The 24029-nt window shown below is 50.7% G+C and carries 19 protein-coding genes and 1 tRNA gene; 10 read left to right on the top strand and 10 right to left on the bottom strand.

Features of this window, described 5'->3' with window-relative positions; translation table 11 throughout:
- Positions 1–314: 314 nt before the first annotated feature.
- A complete protein-coding gene (locus ABD920_RS06140) occupies positions 315–1226 on the top strand; it encodes a chain length determinant protein (RefSeq protein WP_345157551.1) in 912 nt (303 codons plus the stop codon).
- Between the two features lie 67 nt (positions 1227–1293).
- On the opposite strand, the gene ABD920_RS06135 is transcribed toward ABD920_RS06140, so the two are convergent.
- The 9 genes from ABD920_RS06135 to ABD920_RS06095 all read right to left on the bottom strand — a co-directional run bounded on the left by ABD920_RS06135 (position 1294) and on the right by ABD920_RS06095 (position 12907).
- Positions 1294–2844 (bottom strand): carbon-nitrogen hydrolase family protein, encoded by a 1551-nt coding sequence (locus ABD920_RS06135; RefSeq protein ID WP_345157550.1) that lies wholly within the window; start codon positions 2842–2844, stop codon positions 1294–1296.
- A 171-nt stretch (positions 2845–3015) separates the two neighbouring features.
- Complete coding sequence (locus ABD920_RS06130; RefSeq protein ID WP_345157548.1) at positions 3016–3672, bottom strand: CoA transferase subunit B; 657 nt, start codon at positions 3670–3672, stop codon at positions 3016–3018.
- A 127-nt stretch (positions 3673–3799) separates the two neighbouring features.
- Positions 3800–4498, bottom strand: a complete 699-nt coding sequence (locus ABD920_RS06125; protein ID WP_345157547.1) for a CoA transferase subunit A — start codon at positions 4496–4498, stop codon at positions 3800–3802.
- Between the two features lie 187 nt (positions 4499–4685).
- Positions 4686–5618 (bottom strand): bifunctional riboflavin kinase/FAD synthetase, encoded by a 933-nt coding sequence (locus ABD920_RS06120; RefSeq protein ID WP_345157546.1) that lies wholly within the window; start codon positions 5616–5618, stop codon positions 4686–4688.
- Positions 5602–6300, bottom strand: a complete 699-nt coding sequence (gene truB, locus ABD920_RS06115; RefSeq protein ID WP_345157544.1) for a tRNA pseudouridine(55) synthase TruB — start codon at positions 6298–6300, stop codon at positions 5602–5604. Before truB ends, ABD920_RS06120 begins: the two co-directional genes overlap by 17 nt.
- A 2-nt stretch (positions 6301–6302) precedes the next feature.
- The gene (locus ABD920_RS06110) at positions 6303–7136 is read right to left on the bottom strand and encodes an undecaprenyl-diphosphate phosphatase (RefSeq protein WP_345157543.1); all 834 of its coding nucleotides are present in this window, start codon (positions 7134–7136) and stop codon (positions 6303–6305) included.
- Positions 7137–7355, bottom strand: coding sequence for a DUF3098 domain-containing protein (locus ABD920_RS06105; RefSeq protein ID WP_345157542.1), 219 nt, complete (start codon positions 7353–7355; stop codon positions 7137–7139).
- A gap of 1 nt (position 7356) precedes the next feature.
- Positions 7357–8241, bottom strand: a complete 885-nt coding sequence (locus ABD920_RS06100) for a cell division protein FtsX (RefSeq protein WP_345157541.1) — start codon at positions 8239–8241, stop codon at positions 7357–7359.
- 115 nt (positions 8242–8356) lie between these two features.
- The gene (locus ABD920_RS06095; RefSeq protein WP_486357928.1) at positions 8357–12907 is read right to left on the bottom strand and encodes a translocation/assembly module TamB domain-containing protein; all 4551 of its coding nucleotides are present in this window, start codon (positions 12905–12907) and stop codon (positions 8357–8359) included.
- A gap of 3 nt (positions 12908–12910) precedes the next feature.
- Between ABD920_RS06095 and tsaD the strand changes: the two genes are divergently transcribed.
- The 8 genes from tsaD to cphA all read left to right on the top strand — a co-directional run bounded on the left by tsaD (position 12911) and on the right by cphA (position 22017).
- Positions 12911–13918, top strand: a complete 1008-nt coding sequence (gene tsaD / locus ABD920_RS06090) for a tRNA (adenosine(37)-N6)-threonylcarbamoyltransferase complex transferase subunit TsaD (RefSeq protein WP_345157539.1) — start codon at positions 12911–12913, stop codon at positions 13916–13918.
- Positions 13919–14083: 165 nt separating this feature from the next.
- Positions 14084–14470, top strand: coding sequence for a thioesterase family protein (locus ABD920_RS06085; RefSeq protein WP_345157538.1), 387 nt, complete (start codon positions 14084–14086; stop codon positions 14468–14470).
- Positions 14471–14938 (top strand): SsrA-binding protein SmpB, encoded by a 468-nt coding sequence (gene smpB, locus ABD920_RS06080; protein WP_345157537.1) that lies wholly within the window; start codon positions 14471–14473, stop codon positions 14936–14938.
- 117 nt (positions 14939–15055) lie between these two features.
- Positions 15056–15832 carry a C40 family peptidase gene (locus ABD920_RS06075; protein WP_345157536.1) on the top strand — a complete coding sequence of 259 codons (777 nt, stop codon included), beginning with the start codon at positions 15056–15058 and terminating at the stop codon, positions 15830–15832.
- An 82-nt stretch (positions 15833–15914) separates the two neighbouring features.
- Positions 15915–16418, top strand: coding sequence for an HNH endonuclease (locus tag ABD920_RS06070; RefSeq protein WP_345157535.1), 504 nt, complete (start codon positions 15915–15917; stop codon positions 16416–16418).
- 524 nt (positions 16419–16942) lie between these two features.
- Positions 16943–18835, top strand: coding sequence for a 30S ribosomal protein S1 (gene rpsA, locus ABD920_RS06065; protein ID WP_345157534.1), 1893 nt, complete (start codon positions 16943–16945; stop codon positions 18833–18835).
- A 129-nt stretch (positions 18836–18964) separates the two neighbouring features.
- A tRNA-Cys gene (locus ABD920_RS06060) sits at positions 18965–19035 on the top strand.
- Positions 19036–19389: 354 nt separating this feature from the next.
- A complete protein-coding gene (cphA, locus tag ABD920_RS06055; RefSeq protein WP_345157533.1) occupies positions 19390–22017 on the top strand; it encodes a cyanophycin synthetase in 2628 nt (875 codons plus the stop codon).
- A 280-nt stretch (positions 22018–22297) separates the two neighbouring features.
- Here the strand turns inward: cphA and ABD920_RS06050 are convergent, their stop codons facing one another.
- Positions 22298–23239, bottom strand: a complete 942-nt coding sequence (locus ABD920_RS06050; protein WP_345157532.1) for a hypothetical protein — start codon at positions 23237–23239, stop codon at positions 22298–22300.
- A gap of 110 nt (positions 23240–23349) precedes the next feature.
- Between ABD920_RS06050 and ABD920_RS06045 the strand changes: the two genes are divergently transcribed.
- On the top strand, positions 23350–23946 hold the full coding sequence (locus ABD920_RS06045) for a methyltransferase (RefSeq protein WP_345157531.1): 597 nt from the start codon (positions 23350–23352) through the stop codon (positions 23944–23946).
- Positions 23947–24029 lie beyond the last annotated feature (83 nt).

Genomic DNA, 24029 nt, shown 5'->3' with positions numbered 1-24029 from the left:
AAATCCACTTTAAAAGATTTTTGAAATTCTGACCGAACTAATCGTAGAATTCCATATTAAGTATTACTAATTTTAGGTTAATCAAGGGATTGCTTGTTAGCTCCGCAACTATTATATATATAATTAAAGGTCTTAAATCGTTAATCTGTATGACTTAAGGGAAATAGAAGCTCTGATATAATGTTTATATGAATATATTTTTACAACTAACTTTCGTTTTAACCGCATAAAATTAGTGAAATTAAGAATAGGAACAGACTGCGCAGTTTGTTTAAAGGTAAGCTTGTATATTTGTTTTAAGCAAATTTAAAGGAATGCAGCAATTAAAGGAAAAGAACGAAGGCCTGGTGCAAAACGCACAAGATGAAATTGATCTATTATCAGTTTTAAGATTTTTCAACAGACAATTAAAGAAAGTCATTAACAGCATAGCTTATTCTCTAAGAGCAATAGCATCAAATCTTATTACTGTTCTTTTAATGGTAGTAATAGGGATAACAGTAGGTTATGGGCTCTTCTATGTTACCAAGCCCTACTACACCTCTTCCATGACGTTGATTTTATCTGACATCCGGAATGAGTTTATCGAAGACCAGCTAAATAAACTCTCTATTATGATCAATGAAGATAATATGGAAGCTATTTCGCAGAATTTGGATATCAGCGAGAAAGCCGCGAAGCAAATCAAGGGGATGAGTTTCTATAATCTGGATCAGGATAGGATTGCTGAGGACAGCGTGTTAACCGGTTCCCCCTTCCGCATTGAACTTATGCTGTATGACAACAAGCTGTTTGACACGTTGGAGCCAGCATTATCGAATTATTTGGAAAATAACAGGTACTTCTCAAAGCAGAAAAGGATTCGGCAGCAGCAGATGCTCAGTATGATCTCAAAATACAAGAATGACATTGAATCCTTAGACAGCGTGAAAACTAATGTGGCGAACCCAGAGGGTCCTGTGAACGGATTTGTGTACGGGCAGCCAATAGATCCTTCCAACCTCTACCGTGAAAGCATCAACATGTACCAGGAGCAGATAAAGCTGGAAGCTGAACTCGAGAAACTCGATAACGTGGAGGTAGTGACTGGCTTTGTCTCCAGATTGCGGCCAACTGGGCCTGTTTTAATCAAGTTTCTGCTTATTGGTGGTTTTATAGGCTTTATTGTAGGCTTAATCGTGGCGCTGAGACTGGAGGCAGGAAAAAGAAAGAAGCTGTCGTATTAAAACTCTAAAAGTAAAAAGCCGCTGTCCTTCTTCGGACAGCGGCTTTTCTTATATATAGAGGATAAATTTACTCTTCCTTCCGCACCACCCAACTCAGGTTGTAAAGATCCTTGCGGCGGTCCTTCAGGTTGCGCACGCTGCCGGCCGTGTTCAGGTCTTTCAGCAGGTCCAGGTCCAGGTCAGCGATCAAGGTCATCTCTGTGTTCGGGGTAGCTTCGGCCACCACGGCATCGTGGGGGAAAGCGAAATCAGAAGGGGAGAAGACAGCCGACTGCGAGTACTGGATGTCCATGTTCTCTACCTTCGGCAGGTTCCCGACGCTGCCGGTAATTGCCACATAGCACTCGTTCTCGATGGCGCGTGCCTGGGAGCAAAGGCGCACCCGGAGGTAGGCATTCTTGGTGTCAGTCCAGAAAGGCACGAACAGGATTTTCATATCCATATCTGATAGCATGCGGGCAAGCTCCGGGAATTCCACATCATAACAGATCAGGATACCGATCTTGCCGATATCCGTATCAAATATTTTCAGTTTATGACCGCCGCGCATTCCCCAGTAGTGAGATTCGTCAGGGGTTACGTGTAGCTTATATTGCGCATCATAAGTGCCGTCGCGGCGGCACAGGTAGCTCACATTATACAGCTTGTTGTCGTAATACTCGGGCATGCTGCCCGCGATGATGTTGATGTTGTAGGACAAGGCAAGGTGAATCATCCGTTCCCGTATTTCCTCTGTATACTCCGCCATGCTTCGGATAGCCTCTGAGGGAGATTCCTCGTTGGTGAGTGCCATCAGGGGCGCATTAAAGAACTCGGGGAACACAACGATATCCGATTTGTAAGAGCTCACTGTATCCACAAAGAATTCTACCTGCTGCATAAAATCGTCCAAGTCCTTTACCGACCGCATCTGCCATTGCACGATGCCTATCCGGACAACTGTTTTCCGGCCTCCGATTATCTCCTCTTTCTCCTCATAATAAACGTTGATCCACTCCAGCAGTGTCGCGTAGGAGCGCGATTCCTTGTCATCCGGCAGGTAGTTCTTCAGGATCTTCCGCACGTGAAAATCATTGCTGAGCTGGAAAGAAAGCACTGGGTCCGACAGTTCCTTGTTTCGCACCATCTCGATGTACTTGGCCGGCGTTAGTTTATCGGCATAGTCCTTATATCCCGGGATGCGGCCGCCGGCAATGATCCCGCGCAGATTCAGGTTCTCGCATATCTCTTTTCGGGCATCATACAGGCGGCGGCCTAAACGCAGGTTCCGGTACTCCGGGTGCACAAACACATCGATGCCATATAGCGTTTCCCCCTCCGGGTCGTGCGACTTAAAGGTGCCGTTGTCGATGATCTGTTCGTAGGTGTGCTTGTCTCCGTACTTGTCGTAGCTGACGATGAGGCTAAGCGCTGCAGCCACTACCATTCCATTGTCTTCGATGCAAATCTGCCCTTCCGGAAACTTCTTTAGCAGGTTGGAGAACTCTTTGCGTGTCCAGGCACCGTCTATATTGCGGTACACCAGGTTCATGATGTCTTTTACCTCTTTGTAATCTTTCAGCTCCAGCTGGCGGAGCAGCAATCTATGTTCAAAACTAGTCTCTATCTTTTCGCTCATGTGTGGGATAATATCTCTTTTACTTGCTGTACCTGTATACGTGCAGCCAGTACCGTTTTGGTATAACTTAATCGGAGCCAGGCAAAATGCTATTGTCCGATCCTGCAAAATTAAGCAGAAAAGCGCAGTTTCTGGCTGCGCTTTCAGGTAATGTGTAGCGTATTGACTTTGCTACAGCTGGATCTCCGGAATTTCACCTTCTACGACAAGGTTTCCGGCTGTAGCGGCCTTTATTTCCTCTACGCTCACGCCCGGGGCACGTTCCAGTAATTTAAATCCCCGCTCCGTCACCTCCAGCACCGCCAGGTCTGTTACAATCTTTTTCACGCATTTTACGCCCGTTATGGGAAGTGTACATTCTTTCAACAGCTTGGATGAGCCATCACGTGCGGTATGCTGCATGGCCACGATGATGTTTTTGGCGGAGGCCACCAGGTCCATTGCCCCGCCCATGCCCTTTACCATTTTGCCCGGTATTTTCCAGTTGGCTATATCCCCCTTCTCCGAAACCTCCATGGCGCCCAGTATGGTCAGATCCACGTGCTCGCCCCGAATCATAGCAAAGCTGTCCGCGGAGCTGAAGAGCGCGGAGCCGGGAAGGGTGGTGATAGTCTGCTTCCCAGCGTTGATCAGATCCGCGTCCACCTGATCCTCCGTAGGGAAGGGCCCCATACCCAGTAGCCCGTTTTCTGACTGCAGCACTACCTCAGTTCCGGCTGGGATATAATTCGACACCAGTGTCGGGATGCCGATGCCCAGGTTCACGTACATTCCGCTTTTCACCTCTCTTGCTATGCGTTTCGCTATTTGGTTTTTATCTAATGCCATGGTTGATGCTCAAAAGTTTAGAATATGAAAATGTTGTAGACGAGCCATTTATATATAGGAGTTTCATTTGCTGCAGTACATGCATGTTTATATATGCTGCGAAATGTAAAGTGTGACACCTATCCTTTTACTTCGCCCGCACCGTTCGCTGCTCAATGCGTTTCTCATAATTCTTGCCCTGGAAAATGCGCTGCACAAAAATGCCCGGCGTGTGGATCATGTTGGGGTCTAATTCACCGGCGGGCACAAGCTCTTCTACCTCCGCTACTGTTATTTTGCCAGCGGTGGCCATCATCGGGTTAAAGTTTCGGGCTGTGCCTTTATAGATGAGGTTTCCCGCTGTATCACCCTTCCAGGCTTTCACGAAGGAGAAGTCAGCTTTCAGCCAAGTCTCCATCAGATACATTTTCCCGTTGAACTCTCTCGCTTCCTTGCCTTCACCTACCTCCGTTCCGAAGCCGGCGGGGGTAAAGAAAGCGGGTATGCCTGCCCCGCCGGCCCTGATTCGCTCCGCCAGGGTGCCCTGTGGAATCAGGTCCACTTCCAACTCGCCGGCAAGCAACTGGCGCTCAAACTCAGCGTTCTCGCCTACATAACTGGAGATCATCTTTTTAACCTGTCGCTTTTGCAGCAGCAGCCCGATGCCAAAGTCATCCACGCCAGCATTGTTCGAGATGCAGGTGAGATCCTTAATGCCCAGCCGGAGCAGCTCCTGGATAGCGTTTTCCGGGATGCCGCAAAGCCCGAAGCCCCCCAGCATCAGCGTCATCCCGTCCTGAATGCCAAGAAGGGCGGCCCGTGCGTTTTCAACTGTTTTGTTGATCATAGTTTAGAAACTCTGGTTGATACAGGTAATTTATATATAAAAAGAGCCATATCTGTAGGTAGCTGTTCGTTATTTCAGCGGACAAGGTTTTGTTCTCTTTGATTTATTATTTTGACAGGGCTTCATGCATAAAAAATGCAGCTAAATTCTTCAGCTGCATTTCGAGTATTTATATATGTTTAGGAGCCTAAACGACTCCCAATGCTTGTTTGGTTGCTTCCTTATCTTTCGCCAATTGCTCTTTCAGTGCTTTCAGGTTGCCAAAATTTTGCTCCTGGCGCAGCAGCTCCACAAACTCTACGGTGAGCGTTTGCCCATATAGGTCGCGGTCGAAGTGAAGGATGTGAACCTCTATAGATAACTGTTTCCCGTCAACCGTCGGCCGGAGCCCAATATTCATCATACCCGCATGCTTTTCCTGGTCATGCTTCACCCACACGGCATAAACACCATTGCCAGGCACAAGCTTGTTGTTCGCGGGTGGGGCCAAGTTTGCGGTGGGGTAGCCAATGGTGCGGCCCAAACGGTTTCCTTCCACCACCACCGAAGTCAGGGAGTAGGGATGGCCCAGGTAGCGGTTCGCCGTCTCAATGTCGCCTTCCTCTAACGCTTTGCGGATTTTGGTGGAGCTCACGGCCACGTCGTCCACATCCTGGCGCGGAATTTCCTCCACTTCGAAGCCATACTGGGCGGAGCGGGCTTTCAGGTTCTCAAAACTCCCTTCCCGGTTTTTCCCGAAACGGTGGTCGTAGCCAATCACTAGCACCCTGGTATTGATCGCACGCACAAGCACGTCTGTGATAAAGCTGCGGGAACTGGTGCGGGCAAATTCTTTGGTGAAGGGGATGATCAGGAGATAGTCGATGCCAAAACTCCGGAGCTGCTCGATGCGCTCCTCTATGGTAGACAGTAACCGCAGGTCATTGTCTTCGGGGAAGAGCACCAGGCGCGGGTGCGGCCAATAGGTAATGACGACGCTTTGGCCGTTGCTCTGGCGGGCGCGTTCCTTCACACGCTTCAGAATTTTCTGGTGGCCTATATGCACCCCGTCAAAAGTGCCGCTGGTGACAACGGCGTGGCTGAGTTGCGGGAAATCCTTTATGTCACGAATTACTTCCATCCGCCGCCCCGGTTTGTTTCCTTCTGATTTCCTGAATGTCTTCTATGGTGAGTGCATCCGATAACATATAATCACCGATACGCGTGCGGATTAAAGAGGAGAGATGCGCACCGCAACCTAATAACTGCCCCAGGTCGTGCGCCAGGCTTCGTATATACGTACCCTTGGTGCATATCACCCTAAAGTGCACTTCATTGTCTTCTATAGCCGTTATAGAGAAGGCTTTGATAGTGATGGTGCGCGGCTTGAGCTCGGCTGACTTTCCCTTTCGTGCCAGGTCGTAAGCGCGTTTGCCATCCACCATTACGGCTGAGTAGATAGGCGGAACCTGTTCAATGGTGCCTTCAAAGGTTTTGGCAGCAGCTTCTATGGCTTCTTTGGTGATGTGGCTCGTGTCGCGGATTTCGGTTACCTCGGTTTCCCGGTCATAAGAGGGGGTAATCTCGCCCAGGCGAATGGTGCCCGTATATTCCTTTTCCTGCCCCTGTATCTCATCGATGCGCTTGGTGTATTTGCCCGTACAAAGGATCAGCAGCCCTGTAGCCAGCGGATCCAGGGTACCGGCATGGCCTACCTTCTTCACCCGGAGCGTGTTCCGCACTTTCTTCACCACGTCGAACGAGGTCCAGTCCAGCGGCTTGTCTATCAGTAGTATTTCGCCAGCGGCAAAATCGTATTCCATAATCAAACTTTTAAGTCTACGCCCATCGCCAGCAGGGCCAGCAGCACAATCCCCAAAGCTATGCGGTAATATCCGAACAGCTTGAAGCCGTACTTTGTCAGGAAGCTGATAAAGAACTGTATGGCGAGCATGGCCACGACAAAGGCTACAAAATTCCCGATCAGCAGCAGCTTCACATCATTCGGATGAATCACTTCAAAGCTATTCTGAATTTTTACGAGGTCGAAGCTGATCAGGTCGGATATCTCCAATTGCAGCAGGTCTGTCACGAATTTATATACGCCGGCAGCGAGCATGGTGGGCACCGCCAGGAAAAAGGAGAATTCAGCGGCCGTCTTGCGATTCACCCCCTGCGTCATGCCGCCAATAATAGAGGCCGCTGAGCGCGACACCCCCGGAATCATGGCGATGCACTGGAAAAAGCCAATGACAAGCGCATTTTTGTAGCTCACCTTCTCCTTGTCGGCATGCCGGAACCACTTATCCACGAACAGCAGCACGAAGCCGCCAACCACGAGCATGACAGCAGTCAGGAAAACGCTCTCCAGCATCGCATCGATGATATCGTTTAGGGCAAAGCCGATTACAGCGGCGGGGATAAAGGCCAGCAGCAGCTTCTTGTAAAAGTCAAAGCTCTGCAAGAAACGGCGCCAGTACAACACTACCACCGAAAGGATAGCCCCGAATTGTATGTTAACCTCGAAAATTTTGGTGATGGGTAGCTCGTTGATGCCCATCAGGCTGGAGGCGATGATCATATGCCCGGTAGAAGAAACTGGTAAAAACTCCGTCAAGCCTTCTACGATGGCTAAAATGATAGCCTGAATTACACTCATTTATCTGTGTGATTTGTCCTTTGCCAGTATGGCGAAAATTTCGATTACGAAGCCGGCCAATACGACCAACGGCCCGAGTGTAATACCCAGAAAGCCCAACCCGTACTGCTCGTCGTCCATAGTCATGATCACGAAACCAATGACCAGCACGGCGATGCCAGTGAGCATCAGGATATAGTTCTTCCTGCCGAAGGCAAGGTTGGATTTATTTTCTTCCATATCAGTATAGTTCGTCAAGTGAGAGGCGGAGGTATTTTCTGATGGCCCTGTACGAGCTCATGAAGCCTATGATTAACCCGATTACGACCAAAGCCGCCATCAGGATATAAGTCTGTTCCTCATCGCGCAGCAGTTGCAACTCCTCCACCTCGTAATAGGCATATTGCATCAGGGTGTAAAGCAAAGCAGCGGCGATCATACCACTGACAACGCCCTGCCATGCAGCCCGATTCAGGAAAGGGCGCTGAATAAAGAAAGACGTTGCACCCACCAGTTGCATACTCCGGATAAGGAAGCGCTGTGAGTAGAGGGCCAGCTTAATGGTGTTGTTGATCAGGATGACCACCACCAGCACCAGGATAATGGCAAACCCCAGTAAAACGATGCTTGTTTTTTGAATGTTGCTGTTGATGGACTCAATCAGGCTCTCCACATACTGCACCTCATACACCCCGTCAATCTCCTCCAGGTCCAGTTTTATGCTTTTGAGTTCTGGTGAGCCGGAATGGTCGGCGTCTATCCGGAGCACGTATGCGTCACGGAGCGGGTTATCTCCCAAAAAAGCCATAAAGTCCTCGCCCGTCTCATCAAGAAATGCTTTAGCGCCCTCTTCTTTGGAGATAAAGCGGACCTGGGCGGCGTTGTCTGTGTAGGCGATGTATTCCTTCGCGGCGAATGTCTTTTGAAGGCGCACCAGCTGCACCTCCGTCAGGTTGCGGTCCAGGTACACCTGCATCTCGATGCTCTCCTTCACCTTCTCAGATAGCTTCCCGGCATGGATGAGCAGCAAACCGAACAACCCGATCACAAACAGCGCCAGCGATATGCTGAACACTACCATCGTGTGCGGGTAGTTCCCGAGCTTTTTCTTTTTTACGTGTTTCACCTTTGTCGCCATACCTGAAGCCTTCCGGCGCAAAATTAGAAATATATTTTATATATGCAGTTAACGGGGCCGCATGAAAGCGGCTTGGGCGAAAGTAATTTATAGGCCCGGTTTCTTATAACTCCAGCCTCGGGTCAGAGTCAAGGATGATGCGGTCACGCTCCAGTTCCCGCTCGCGCTGCCGTTCCTGCCGCCTGTTGCTGATAAACAGCTCTCGGAACGAGTCGAAGCGCTTGGTGTGCAGCACGCTGATGCTCTGCACCTTACGGATACGGCCGGTGTAGATGTCAGGGGTAGTGCTGTACTGTAGCCTCGCCCGTAGTTCCCCGCTCTGGGATATATAATAGTCCAGGGTCCAGTCGCCGATGTAGGAGGAGGTGCCGCCGGCATCGTCATTCACGCCCCCAAAGCCTGTTTCATTTGTCAGGCGCAGGCGGCCGTTAAAAAATGAATAACTCAGGCGCAGCTGCAAAGAGGCGAGCTGCTGCTGTCCGATCCCGTCAAGGCCAATGTCGATCTCTAAGTTGCTGTCGATGGAGCTGAACAGGTTGTTCAGTTGGCTGGAGAGGAGGCTGCCCAGGCTACCCCCCACGGCACTTGCGCCAACCCTGCTGTCGAAGGCCAGCGACCCTGTCGGCGAGAGGCGCTGCAGCACCAGCAGGCTGAATACCTGGCGGTTCAGCTCGCTTTCATCGTTGTTAATCAGGCTTATCTGGCTTTCCACCTCCTGTGAGGTAGAGGCGGCGCCCTGTTCCTGCAACCGGAGGCCCAGTTTTACCTGTGGAGACAACAGCGCCCCGGTTAAATCGATCACGGCCGTCACCGGGTAGCGCCGCTGACTGGCGCTGGTGGATTGGATGAGCGTTTCCAGGGAGGCCATTTGTGTATAGGTCGCGGTGATGTTCATCTGGCCGTTCACCGGGTCTCCGTTCCAGGATATCGTGCCGCCCGGCACGATATCAAACTCCCGCGTGATCAGGCCCTCCAGCAGGTTCAGGTTATAGGCTCCCTGCGTGATCTCAAAAGTGCCGAACATGTTAAAGTCCCCGCGCGTGTCAATTGTCATCCGGATGTCGCCATTTCCCGAGCCACGGATAACGTCGCCCGTGGTTCTGTCGATGATGATCTCAAAGTAAGCGTCGTCTGTCACATCCAGCTCAAAGTTCATGTTGATGCCGGACAGGTCAATCTGCTCTTCCACAGCCACTGCCACCCCGGTGCTGTCGGTCTGGTTGTGGTTCACAAACTTAATAAAGTCCTTCCGGGCCACATCTGTCTGATAGTCTAGGGGGAGTACGATGCGCGTGTTTTCTTCGCTGCGGGCGTCCACGTTGATGTCCAAGTTCTCGACCGGGCCCAGCACGCTTGCCGTGCCGGTGGCAAAGGCAGTGCCATAGAACAGTTCGTTCTGCGCCTCGCTGGTGTTCAGCACCATAAAATTTCGGTAACGCGCCTCCAGGTCAATTACCATGTCAGAGAAGCCATCGTGGGCGATACCCCCTGTCACAGAGGCGCCGTTGCCATATATGTCCTTGAGTTGGGCATTTCGGAAGCTGATGCTGTTTGCCCCAAAGTATATCCTGTCTGAGAACCTGTAGGTGGTGTTCAGGTAGTTAAAGGTAAACTGCCCGTTGTTCACCATCACCGATCCCTTCAGCACAGGGTAATCCAGCCTGCCCAGAATCCGGATACGGCCTTCCATGGCACCCTCCAGGTCTGAGAAGAGCGTTTTCAGCACGGGTTCCACAAGCTTTATGTTGGCCTGGTCCATCACCGCCAGCAGGTCCAGCTGGTCCTCCTGTGCCTGGGGGAAATAATTACCTGTCACGGAAAGCACTTTCCTATTGTCGCGTTCGATGCCAATGTCTACCTCGGCCTGCTGGCTGGTATTGTTCCAGTTGGTGTTGCCCACTATGTTGCCAATGTAAACCTCGTCGAGGTAAAAGGAGTCAACCTGCATGGTAGCGGCCAACAGGGCACGGTCATATACATCCTGTGCCACTACTTCGGCTGTCACTTCCCCTGCAATCTGCATCGAGAGGAGTGGGTTCAGATTGTTGAGTTCAAAATTCTCCACGTTGAGCACCAGTTTGCTATCCGGCTCTTCAGAAACTGTTCCTTCAGCCCGTATTACCTGGTTCTGGTTAGTGAGGGCGAAGTTCTCGAATACGAGTTTACGGCCCCCCTCGCTTATATATAACGTATTGCCCGGCACGAAAGCCCAGGGGTCTTGCTGCAACGTGATGTTGGAACGGTCGAAGATGATCTGCAGCTGGTTCTGCAGGAAGTTAAGATCACCGGTAATCACGGCCAGGTTGTTCTGCGCCGGCTGCCGCGCGGCCGTGGAAAAGTTAATGGTGCGCTCGCTCCATATGCCCTCTACTAGGAAATCCTCGGTTTCGATTCCTGTAGACAGCACCTGGCGCTGTGAAGTGAACTGGGCTGCCGCCAGCACATCCGGGTTATTCTGCAGTTTTGAGGTGTTGAGCTCCAGGTTATTCCCATATAGCTTGTTACCACTGTAAAGGATCGTGTCAAGGTCGGCATACATCGAGAGGATCACCGTTGAGCCGTGCCGGAATGAGCCCTCTACCTTGGAGAAGTCAGAAATTCGTAGTTCTGGCAGGAACAGCTCGAAAAGCGGGTTGACGTGCTTCAGGTAAAGATCATACGACACGGCGTATTCCTCATTCAAAGTATTAGGCTTACGGCTATAATATGCTCCCGTCGCTGCCGGGTCACTCATAAAATTCAGTTTGTACTCCTCCACCAGGTTCTCGATGTCTTTGATCAAGGTGGTATAGTCGAAATTGCCGTTTACCTGCAGAGCGAGCAGGTTGGAGGTAAGGTAGAGGCTGCGGTTGTCGGCCGCTACCTCTGATCGGATGAGCAGCGAGTCAATGGCCAGTTCTTTTCCCTCGAACATAACCAAGGCACTGTCAAAACTCGCGGTGCCCTCAAACGTGTCCAGGCGCAGGCCCTCAAAGTCCAGGTTGGCCTTACCGCTGATCACGATGGGTTCTGACGTCAGTTTCAATGCCTGCAGGTCCACCCGCTCCAGGTCGGCGAGCATATTGAAAGCGCGTTTTCCGTCGGCTAAGTTTACCTCTCCATCGGCCGAGAACACGAGGTTCGGGTCGCGGATGGCCACCTGCCCGACAAAGACCTGGCGGCGGAGGGTGCCATTAGCTTTGATGTTCTGGTAATTGTAATCAAGTAGCTGCACCTGCTTGATGGTGGCGTTCAACTTCAGGTTGGCATCCTGCAGTGTAAAGCCGGTACCCTCTAACTGCCCGCTCATAGAAATGCGCCGGATCTGGTCTTCTACGTTCAACAATTTCCCGATGTTAAATCCATTGGTGTTCACATAGCCTTTGTAAGACGAGGCGCGTGTGTTGTCATCAATCTTCAGGTTGATATCGGACTGCACGTTCCCCAAAGCGGTTTTAAAGTCACCGTTCGCTACAAAGTCGTTGTAGAAACCAAGGAAGCGGCCTTCTAAACTTACCGTGCCTAGCCGTGCGGCCGTGGCGTAAGCATCCTTCGGGAGAAACTGTTTCAGGTCACGGGCATTGATAGAGGATGGCTTCAGGCGCAGGTTTGCAAAGGTTTCCTTGAAGTTTGGCAGGCCGTCTGCGTTAATGCTGCCAACTATATGCGTGTTATCGCCATAGGCAATGTCTACATCAGTGGCCGAAAAGTTCTTAACCTTACCCTTCAGGTCCAGGTTGTTAATGACCAGGTTCTCATCATAATCACGAATCGAAGTGGCAAAGGTGGCAATGTCTTTGGAGTAAAGGCGTGAGTCCTGCAGCTTGCCTGTCACGGTCACACTGTCAATAAAATAAGAGAAGTCGCCGAACCTGTTGTAGTCAAACCGGAGGTAATCTTGCAGGTTGCTCTCGTTCAGTTGCAGGTTTAGTTCATCGAATTCCCAAAAGGTGGGGGCATAAGTCATGCGGGTGTCCAGGTTGTGCAGTTGCGTGTTAGAGCGCGTCTCCGTGGCAGTAAGGTCAGTGACGTGTACCTTCAGCGTGTCTTCCAGTTGCAGTTCGCTGAAGCTGCCAGAAATTTCATCCAGCGTCATATGGGCATAGTCCATGCCATAGTCTGTGCGGGCTTTGTTGAAGTCATCGTAAGTGAAGCGCCCCTCCTGGATCACCAGCTCGTTGAGTTCAAAATTGAAGGGCGCCCTGGCTGGCTTGGTGGTGTCTTTCACAAAGAGGTCGCCGATCGCCTGTAAAAACCTGCTCAGGTTCAGGGTGTCGGCCCCTTCATATATGGCTAAGTTGGCGTGCGGCCGAACCAGTTGCAGCCTGTCGATGGAAAGGGTGTTCGGGTCGAAGATGGAGAATGCGTCTATTTCCGCTTCCGCCCTTCCTATAGAGATGAGTTCGTTGTCCCGGTAATCCAGCACTTTCACCTGCTCCAGCACTACATTGCTGAAAAACTCAATGTCCACGCGGCCAATGGTTACCTCGTGCCCGACTTTATCCGAAAGGTACGCCGCCACTTGCTGGGCCACCTTCGTTTGCACCCCCGGGAAGCGAATGGCCACAAAAACGACCGCAAACACCAGCAAAAGGAACAGGAATAGCCCTAAAGCTATTTTTAGAACAGCTTTTCCTATAACTTTGAAGTAATTTGTTGCCTGTTCTTTTTCCAAAAGATGACTGAACCTACGATTTTAGCGATCGAATCTTCCTGTGATGAAACCTCTGCCTCCGTTATCCGCGGGGGCAAAGTGCTCTCAAATATTGTGGCCACGCAGGCCATTCACGAGTTATATGGCGGTGTGGTCCCGGAACTTGCCTCCAGGGCGCACCAGCAAAACATTATACCCGTGGTGACACAGGCTTTACGTAAAGCAAATGTAACAAAAAATGAGCTAAATGCGGTGGCCTTTACCCGCGGCCCCGGCCTTTTGGGCGCCCTGCTGGTAGGCTGCTCCTTCGCCAAATCATTCGCGCTCGGGCTGGGTATTCCAATCATCGAGGTGAACCATATGCAAGCCCATATACTGGCGCATTTCATAGACGAGCCTAAACCCACTTTCCCGTTCCTGTGCCTGACCGTGAGCGGCGGCCATACCATGATCGTGCGCGTAAATGATTACCTGGACATGCAAATCCTGGGCCAGACAACAGACGATGCCGTAGGAGAGGCTTTTGATAAAATCGGAAAAATGCTGGGCCTGCCTTACCCCGGCGGCCCGATGCTGGATAAAACCGCCGCACAGGGCAACCCGGATGCATTTCAGTTCCCGGTGGGCAACATGCCGGGGTATAATTACTCCTTCAGCGGCATCAAAACCGCAGCGCTTTACTTCCTGCGGGATAAAACGAAGGAGCAGCCGAACTTCGTACAGGATAACCTGGCAGATATCTGCGCCAGTGTGCAGAAAACGCTGATCAGGACGCTGCTGAAGAAACTGGTGCAGGCTTCCCAGGATTTAGGCATAAATGAAATCGCCATTGCGGGCGGCGTGTCAGCCAATTCGGGCTTGCGGCACACTTTGCAGCAATACGCTCAGAAACACAACTGGCAGGTATATATACCTGCCTTTCAGTACTGCACTGACAACGCAGGTATGATTGCGATGGCGGCGCATTACCAGTATATGAAAGGAGAGTTCGCCTCGCAGTATGTCAGCCCGGAGCCGCGGCTTAAGATTTGAGTAAGCTGTCGTTTGTCGTAGCACGTGTTTCGCCTTTTGTTTAATAATTTTAAATAAAGATAATACTGAAGGAAGTGTATCTGACGAGTTGTGTATGAAGCATGTGGTTTCGGTTCAGTCTATTTATATTACAATCGAACAACGACAAACTAAAATCGAGCAACGATGCTAAAGCCCGGGGACACACGTATCTACAGAAAGCAGGTAACAGCAGCAGACTTCGCAGTTTTCGAGAATGGTCTGGTGCACCCGGTTTGCTCTACCTTCTCGCTGGCGCAGGCGGCAGAATGGGCAGGACGCTTGTTTGTGCTGGAGCTGAAAGAGGAGGATGAAGAAGGGATAGGCACATTTCTAAGTATCAACCATATAGCGCCGGCGTTCGAGGGGGAAGCACTGGAGGTAAGGGCTACCCTGGAAAAGATCGAAGGGCAGGAGGTTATCTGCTCTTTCCTGGCGAGGGTGGGAGAGCGGCTGGTGGCCACGGGCGAGACAGGTCAGAAAATTTTGAAAAAAGAAAAATTAGCCAGGATACTGGCTCCCAGGAAATCATAGATGGCAAAAGAAAAAGAAAGAATACAGAAGCACGTTAACATTTTCAACCGCAAGGCCTCGTTTGAGTACCAGTTCCTTGAGAAGTACACAGCCGGGGTTATGCTGATGGGAACGGAGATAAAATCAATCCGGGAGGGCAAGGTGAACCTGCAGGATGGCTATTGTGTGTTTCAGCGGGATGAACTTTGGCTGCATAACGTGCATATAGCCACCTACACCGAAGGCACGCATTACAACCACGAGCCAACCCGCCCCCGCAAGCTACTGCTGAACAAGCGGGAACTGCGCAAACTGGAGAGCGGTACCCAGGAGCAGGGCGTCACCATCATCCCGATCAGGGTTTTTATCTCGGATCGGGGCTTTGCTAAAGTAGAGATTGCGCTGGCCAAGGGTAAGAAGCTGTACGACAAGCGCCAGGATATAAAGGAGAAAGACGTTAAGCGCGAAATGGACCGAAGCGGGTATTGAGTCAACTATGAAATTTATATTAAAAATAAGAAATTGAGACAGATGATTTTGCCGGTTTCTAATGCAGTCGAATAGGAGCGCTGTATTTTCTAATTCATAATTTCTAATTAATAAACAGTGGACTACGGAATAGGCATGCTGAGTCTGGTGCCGATGCGCGCAGAGACCTCTGACAAGGCAGAGTTAGTGACTCAGCTGCTTTTTGGCGAATGCTATGAGGTGGTGACGCAGGAGGGGAACTGGCTGCAGCTGCAGCTGGCCAGCGATGGTTACCGTGGCTGGATAGATTTTAAGCAGCACACCCCGGTAACAGCTGAATATTACAAGGAATGGCGGCGGGCGACGCACCAACGGGTAACGGATTTCCTGCAGGTGGTACGAAAAGATGAGGTGAGGATTCCGGTGAGTGTGGGCAGCTATCTTCCTTTTTATGACGGCGAGCGCATCCGCATCAACGGTGAGCAGTTTATATATAGCGGAGGCGCCTCCAGTACCGAGGTTTTACCCACCCAGGAGCAATTGACTCAAATTGCCCGCTCTTTCCTGAAGGCCCCATACCTTTGGGGTGGCAAGTCTGTTTTCGGCATCGACTGTTCGGGCTTTATGCAGCAGGTATATGGCATGTGCGGCTTTCAGTTGCCCCGCGACGCCTCGCAGCAGGTGGCATATGGCGAGGAGGTGCATTTCGTGGAGCAGGCCCACCCGGGGGATTTGGCTTTCTTCTCAAATGCCGAAGGCCGCATCGTGCACGTAGGGATGATGCTGGAAGAGCAACGCATTATACATGCGCACGGCGAAGTAAGGATTGACAGGCTTGACCATGTCGGCATCTATAACAGCAGTCAGAAGAAGTATTCTCATCAGTTGCGCATCATCAAACGAATTTTACATTGAGGGGCAGCCGAATTTTTTGAACATCCGTAATAATTAGTTATTTTATACCGTACAAATGGAGCGTTCGTCCTCTAGTACGGCCATGAAAGACAAAGTACTCATCCTTAACCAAGACTTCAGTGCTATTGCAGTTTGCTCTGTGCAAAAGGCATTTCTGCTGGTGTACCTCGATAAAGCCGAGATGGTATCAAAGGCGGAGCACGCCTTTTTACATACTATATCCACTGCCTACCCTGTACCCTCTGTCATTCGCTTGCAGCGCTACGTGCGGGTTCCTTATTACGGTATTGCCCTGAGCCGCCATAATGTGATGCGCCGTGACAGCTACAGTTGCCAATATTGCGGTGCCGCAAAAAACCTGACACTGGATCACCTGATGCCGCGCTCCAGGGGAGGGGCAACCATCTGGCAGAACCTTGTCACCGCCTGCTCGCGCTGCAACTCCCGCAAAGGCGACCGCACCCCGGAAGAGGCAGGGCTTAAACTCAGACGGCAGCCAAGCCGGCCTTCCCTGCTTACCTTCCTGCAACTGCACCTCAGCACCTCCAACCAGGATTGGCGGGATTACCTGGGCGTGGAGAAGTAGCTTCCTGTAGTTGTACTTTCAAAGCCAAAGTAATCCGATAGCAGTAGGTTATATATAAATCCTCACTTATATATCTACTTATGATAAAGCAGGTGAAAATCGATTTACTCGAAAATGCATATCGTGTATATATGGTATATAAGGCTGTAGGATTGCTGCTCATTCAGCTGCCTGCTTCTTATATATGCTTATATATGAGTAGTTTAGGAAGAGGTGCCTGTGCCCGAAGTAGTGGCCTATATATATGGACCTCCATTATTTATTGAAGTGCATATAGCAGCTATTATATGCAGCAAAGCACTTTCTTTTCTGGATATTTAGCTGAACAACTTTCTGGCGCCACTAAACGGCTCATTAAAAGGAGCTAACAATCCGGCCGGATATAGCATGTCTCATGATATTTTCTTACTTTTGCCTTTCATTCGATTGAATGGGCTTTGGGAGAATTTCCCGGAGGATGTTAAATTAAACCAAACCAGCGCATTGCTCTACGCTGGTGGCTACTCCAGAGCAGTAAAAACATTATGAGTAATTCTCCAGATAACTTTGATTGGGACAAAATTGAGTCCCAGGGTTTCGGATCAGGCTACAGCAAATCTGAGAAGGCTGAGATGGAACAAATGTATGGCGACACCCTGACTACCGTACAGGAGCAGGAGGTTGTGAAAGGAACCGTGGTAGGCATCACTGATCGTGACGTGATCCTGAATATCGGTTTCAAATCTGATGGCCTGGTGCCTGTTTCAGAATTCAGGGATCTTCCTGACCTGAAAGTGGGTGACGAGGTGGAAGTATTTATCGAAGACCAGGAAGACCCGAACGGTCAGCTTATCTTGTCCCGCAAGAAGGCGAAGATCGTGAGCGCCTGGGCCCGTATTTACAATGCGCTTGAGAATGACAACATTCTGGACGGCGTTGTGAAGAGAAGAACAAAAGGCGGTCTGATCATGGACATCCACGGAGTGGAAGCCTTCTTGCCAGGTTCTCAGATTGACGTGAAGCCAATCCGTGACTTCGACGTGTTCGTAGGCAAGAAGATGGAAGTGAAAGTTGTGAAAATCAACGCCGCTTTCGACAACGTGGTTGTATCCCACAAAGTGCTGATCGAGAAAGACCTGGAGCAGCAGCGTGCCGCTATCCTGAACAACCTGGAGAAAGGCCAGGTACTGGAAGGCGTTATCAAGAACATGACAAACTTCGGTGTGTTCATCGACCTTGGTGGCGTAGACGGTCTGCTTCACATCACTGATATCTCATGGGGACGTATCAACCACCCAGAGGAAGTATTAAACCTTGACCAGAAAGTGAACGTGGTGGTTCTTGACTTTGATGAAGACAAGAAGCGTATTTCACTTGGTATGAAGCAGTTGACGCCGCATCCATGGGATGCCCTTCCTGCTGAGATCGAGGTTGGTTCTAAAGTGGAAGGCCGCATAGTGAATGTAGCTGACTACGGCGCGTTCCTGGAACTGATGCCAGGCGTAGAAGGCCTGATCCACGTTTCAGAAATGTCATGGTCACAGCACCTGCGCAACCCGCAGGACTTCATTAAGCAAGGTGATCAGGTGCAGGCAGTCGTGCTGACGCTTGACAGACAGGAGCGCAAGATGTCACTCGGCATCAAGCAGCTGACTGAAGATCCTTGGACGAAAGAGGATGTGTTGACGAAATACGCCGTGGGCACCAAGCACACCGGCATTGTTCGCAACCTGACTAACTTCGGCCTGTTCCTGGAACTGGAAGAAGGCGTAGACGGGCTGGTACACGTATCGGACCTGAGCTGGACGAAGAAAATCAAGCACCCATCGGAGTTTGTGAAAGTTGGTGAGAACCTGGATGTAGTTGTACTGGAGCTGGATGTTCCGAACAGAAGACTTGCCCTGGGCCACAAGCAACTGGAAGAGAACCCTTGGGATACGTTTGAATCAGTATTCAATATCGGTTCTGTACACAAGGCTACTGTACTTGAGAAGTCAGACAGAGGCGCTACACTGGAACTGCCTTATGGCATCGAAGGTTTCGCGTTCCCGAAAGGACTTCAGAAGGAAGACGGAACGCAGGTGGAAGCCGGCGAGAGCCTCGACTTCAGAGTAACGGAGTTCTCGAAGGAAGATCGTAAGATCATCCTTTCCCACACAGCTTCTCATTCAGAGGTAGAGTCTTCAAGAGCTACCAGAGCTACGAAGAAAGCTACTCCTGGAGCTGCTCCTGCTGCCGGTGACAAGAAAGACAAAGCCCCTAAAGTTCAGAAAGAGGCGGATCGTTCTACACTCGGCGACCTGGATGCACTTTCGGCCCTGAAAGAGCAGATGCTGGAGAACGAGAAAGAGGCTGGCGTGAAGAAGTTAGAGGCTGCTGCTAAAAAGTCAGACGCTTCGAATGAAGACGAGTCAGCAGAAGAAGAGAGCAACGCTTAGGTTGTTAGCTTGTTATAAACGAGAAGGCCCCGCGAAACCGGGGCCTTCTTTGTTTTTGCGGAAAAAACCGCCCGCTTAATTTGACAAGTATGTTTTTCTACGTATGTTTGCACTCCAATCGATCAACACGGTAACGTGGCCGAGTGGTTAGGCTCAGCTCTGCAAAAGCTGCTACAGCGGTTCGAATCCGCTCGTTACCTCAAACCCCTGCTAAGGAAACTTAGCAGGGGTTTTTGTTTTAGCTTCAGCTTCCAAATCTTCAGACTGTTGGCTTGCTTCAGGTTAAATTTGAGACACAGGTATTCCCTACAGCCACTTATTGCCCTGTTAATCTTTTAACGGTCGTATCCGTACGCAGTCATACAAAAAAGGAGAGACGGCACTGCTGTGACATTCTATTAAGGATTAAATATAGTCAATCAGTCATCGCAGCGGAAAATATGTGCTGTTCAGGCTAATTGGACTGTACTGCACAGCTTCCCCGGCAGAAAGGCAAGTTCAGCGTCCTCCCTTCGTTTAATCAAAGTATATAGAGCTTACCGAGCTGAGAACGCATGAAGATTGTAGATTTGCGCGTAATGCGCGGACCTAACTACTGGTCTGTTAAACATCCCAAGATTATCGTCATCAAACTGGCGCTGGATGACTTCCAAAACAAACTCACCAACGATTTGCCGCAGTTCCTCGCCAGGCTGCAGAAAATATTGCCAGGCTTACAGCACCACCGCTCCACGGAAGGTGTGGAGGGCGGCTTTTTCAAGATGGTTGAACAAGGTATAACCTTTGCGCATGTGGTGCAGCATGTGGCCCTCGAGCTACAGACCATGGCCGGTATGGAGAGCGGTTATGGGCGCTGCTACCCCGCGCAGGAGGATGGGCACATGATGGTGGTATTCTCTTACCAGGAAGAGCGGGCAGGTGAGTTTGCCGCCTACGCTGCCGTGCGCGTTACCGATGCGCTGGCACGCGGCGAGAAATACAAGTTAAGTGAGGATATCAACCGCCTGCACGATATACGGGAAGACGAGTATTTCGGACCCAGTACCTATTCCATTGTTTCGGAGGCGGTGAGCCGCGGGATCCCTTATATACGCCTGAACCGGCACTCGCTGATCCAGTTAGGATACGGGAAGTACCAGAAGCGCATCCAGGCTACCATGACCTGTCGCACCGCCTGCTTTGCCGTAGAAATTGCCGGAGACAAGAAGGCTACCAAAGACATGCTGCGAGATGCGGGCATACAGGTGCCGAAAGGCACCACCATCTATGCACAGGAGGAGGTGAAGCGCACTACGGAGTGGCTGGGCTTTCCGCTGGTGGTCAAGCCCCTGGATGGAAACCACGGCAAAGGTGCGACTATCCACATCCAGAACCTGAAAGACGCGCAGAAAGCCTTTTTAGAGGCGAAAAAATATTCAGCGGGCGTGATGGTAGAGCAATATATAGAAGGCTTTGATTTCCGGCTGCTCGTGATCAACGGCAAGTTTGTGGCTGCTGCCATGCGCACGCCGGCCATGGTAACCGGCGACGGCACTTCCACCATCAGCCAGTTAATAGAGCGGGAAAACAGCGATCCGAGGCGTGGTATCGGGCATGAAAAGGCGCTCACAAAGATAAGAGCAGACAAACATACTAACAATATTCTCAAAGAAAGAGGTCTTACATTGGGTTCTGTACTGCCAGAGGGCGAGGTGCTATACCTCAAGAGCACTGCCAACATCAGTACAGGTGGCACCGCCACAGACGTGACGGACCTGGTGGATTCCTACAACATATTAATGGCGGAGCGAATTGCCGGGCTGATTGGCTTGGACATCTGCGGAATTGACGTGATGACCTCTGACATTGCCATCCCACTGAACGAGACCCGAGGCGCCGTGCTGGAAGTGAATGCGGCACCGGGATTCCGGATGCATATATCACCCACTTATGGCCTGCCGCGCAACGTGGCGGAGCCTGTGGTGGACATGCTTTTCCCCCGCGATAGCCCTGCACGCATTCCGATTATAGTCGTAACCGGCACCAACGGGAAAACCACCACCACGCGGCTGGTGGCGCACATAGTGAAATCAATCGGTTACCAAGTTGGCTATACCACCACTGATGGGATCTATATACAGGACAAAATGCTGGAGAAAGGCGACACCACTGGCGCCTACAGCGCAGAGTTCGTGTTGAAAGACCCAACGGTAAATTTTGCGGTGCTGGAATGCGCCCGTGGGGGATTGCTTCGCACCGGTCTCGGCTTCGGGCAATGCGACATCGGGATCGTCACGAACGTGAGTTCCGACCACCTGGGCCTGCGCGACATCCATACCCTGGAAGAACTGGCAAAGGTAAAATCTGTGATCCCGAAAAGTGTGAGCAAAGAAGGGTATGCGATACTCAACGCCGATGATGACCTGGTATATGCCATGGCCGAAGAAGTGGAGTGCAGGGTGGCCTTTTTTAGCATGGACGAGCACAACCCACGCATCCTGAAGCATATAGCCAGCGGGGGCATAGCGGCCGTTTTTGAGAACGGTTATATATCCATCTTCAAGAACAGCTACAAGATCAGGATTGACCGGGTGGCAGACGTGCCGTTGACGTTTGGTGGCAAAGCGAAATTCAATATTGAGAACATACTGGCTGCTGCTTTAGCCGGTTACCTCTCTCACCTGGAGATCGAGGATATTAAAACGGCCCTTCGCACGTTTATTCCTTCTCCAGCCAAGACGCCGGGCCGTATGAACCTGTTCCATTTCCCGGCTTTTGAGGTACTGGTGGATTATGCTCACAATGTGGGTGGGCTTAAAGCAGTTGGTGAGTACATCAGCAGCCTGGACGTGACCAGAAAAATAGGTATAGTGGCTGGCGTGGGCGACCGACGGCATGAGGACATTTACGCGCTCGGGCAGGTGGCGGGCCAGGTGTTTGATGAGGTGATCGTGCGCCTGGATGCAGACTTGCGCGGCAAGGCGGCGGACGAAATTACGGGACCTTTGATTAGCGGTATAAAGGATACCGCACCGGAAATAAAGGTAAAGCTGATTCCGGAGGAGATGCGGGCCATTGCCTACGCCTTGGAAAACGCAGTTCCCGGCTCCATCGTTTCCATTTTTACCGAAGACGTACAGGAGGCGGTGAAGATGGTGGAGAGCTTTAAGGTTATTCAGGACAGAAGAATTCTGGTGGAGTAACTGACCTCAGCAGCCAAGGCTACAAACAAGGCAGGTTTGCACAGCTCTGAATCCATACATATTGCAAACTATCGCTTTAAAGGAGCATCGCCTGACCTGATAAATTCTTTAGATGGTGCTTAGGCATTATATATAAACTTTCTGCGGATTCCGCTCCTTGGAGGGATAGGTTCTGCAGAGCAGCGTCGTGCGCATTATGCAGGTGATCGGGGTAGGAAATAGAAGTTCACAAAAAAGGCCCTGCAGCAATGCAGGGCCTTTTTATATATAAATGAACCTCCTACTTCAGGACAAAAGTTGTTTTACCGATGAGGTAGTCATCCGCGTAGAGTTCAATGATATGCTGCCCCTTCTTATAGGCGGCGTTCTTGTTGTAAGTGAAGCTAAGGAGTTGCTGTGTATTGTCGAATACAAAGTCGCGCTTGGCGGTATAGTACATATCCTCCCCATCAATCTGGAAAGAGCCGGAGCCGGTAGCCAGGTTATATAATGCCGCGCCGTCAGGTTCGATCATGCGCATATATACTGTTTTGGGCTCTTTGGCAGCCACATCATTCTTGGCAAGCTTAAACTCCACCCGGATCTTCTCCACGCGCCGGGCGCGGAACTCGTTGTCGGAGTCGTCTTTCTCCTTGCCACGTTGGTTGATAATGTTCACATTCAGGTTCTGCGCCTCTAAACGAGAGGCAAGCTTCACTTTCTCGCTCAGGTCCTGATTCGTGGACTTTACGGTAGTGAGGCTGTCAGCAAGCTGCGTTTGTGTGGTCTTCAGGGACGTGTTCTCAGTGAAAAGCACCTCATTATCAGCCTTCAGTTTTACAATTTCCTCGTCTTTCTGCTTCAGCTGCTGCTCAAAGGCAGAAGCCCTGTCGCGGAAGCGGCGCTGGTCGGCCAGGCTGTAGCTTCTTTTGCGGAAGCCGCGCAATTCATCCAGGTCAGCGGTGATAGCCGCGATCTGGTTGTCCAGTGAATCGTTCTCAAGGCCCATGGCCTGCAGTTCCTGGCTCTGTCGCTCAAAGTCGGCCTTCAGGGCCTCGTATACTTTAATCTGGTCTTCCAGTTCCGTGTTCTTCACGCGGATAATTTCGGCTTGCTCTTCCGTCTTCTCTTTTTTCTGATAGTTCATGTAAATCAGAATGCCGTTGATGCTGATCAGAACGACAAGCAGGCCTCCAATTAAAAGCTTTCTATTGCTTCGGGTTTCAGGGGTGTTGGCTGACATATATAGGTTTTGGTTGTTGTTCGGTTAAATTTGGGTTTATTTTCAGGAAACAAGTAGCACCATAGTGAGAGCAAGTATCAAATATAATGCTTTTGCTCAAACAAACTAAAATGATGGAAGAACAATTTGATGCGGCCTACTGGCAGCAGCGTTATCAAAGCGGCAACACCGGCTGGGACACCGGTAGGATAACGACACCCTTGAAAGAATATTTTGACCAGCTGCAGGAGAAGGATTTGCGCATCTTGATTCCGGGCTGCGGCCACGCCTACGAAGCCGAATACCTGTTCCGGAAGGGTTTTAAACAGGTATATGTGGCGGATGTGGCGGACGCTCCGCTGGAGCACTTCGCCCGGCGTGTCCCCGGGTTTCCGAAGGAGCATCTTTTGCGACAGGATTTTTTCTCGCTCAGCGGTACTTATGACCTGCTCGTGGAGCAAACCTTCTTCTGTGCGCTCGATCCGACGTTGCGGCCCGCGTATGCCCGGCAGTGTGCCGCTTTGCTTAAACCCGGTGGTAAGCTGGTGGGGCTCCTTTTCAATACCTCCTTCACACACGACGGGCCTCCTTTTGGGGGCAGCAGCGAAGAGTACAGCGCTTATTTTGAACCTTACTTCAATTTCCTGCACTTCGAGCCTGCCTACAACTCGATACCGCCACGCCAAGGGCGTGAGCTGTTTATGCTACTGCAAAAGAAAAACCATTAAATACGGATGGTTTCAGCGCCTGTAGATCATCTGAGATTATATATATGGAGGAGGTCGCTGTAGAACAATTCGGGAAGCGGGAT

It is taken from the genome of Pontibacter saemangeumensis, assembly GCF_039541895.1.
GTDB classification, from domain to species: domain Bacteria; phylum Bacteroidota; class Bacteroidia; order Cytophagales; family Hymenobacteraceae; genus Pontibacter; species Pontibacter saemangeumensis.
Note: the sequence above shows the minus strand (reverse complement) of the source record. Positions and strands in the feature narration are given on the sequence as shown.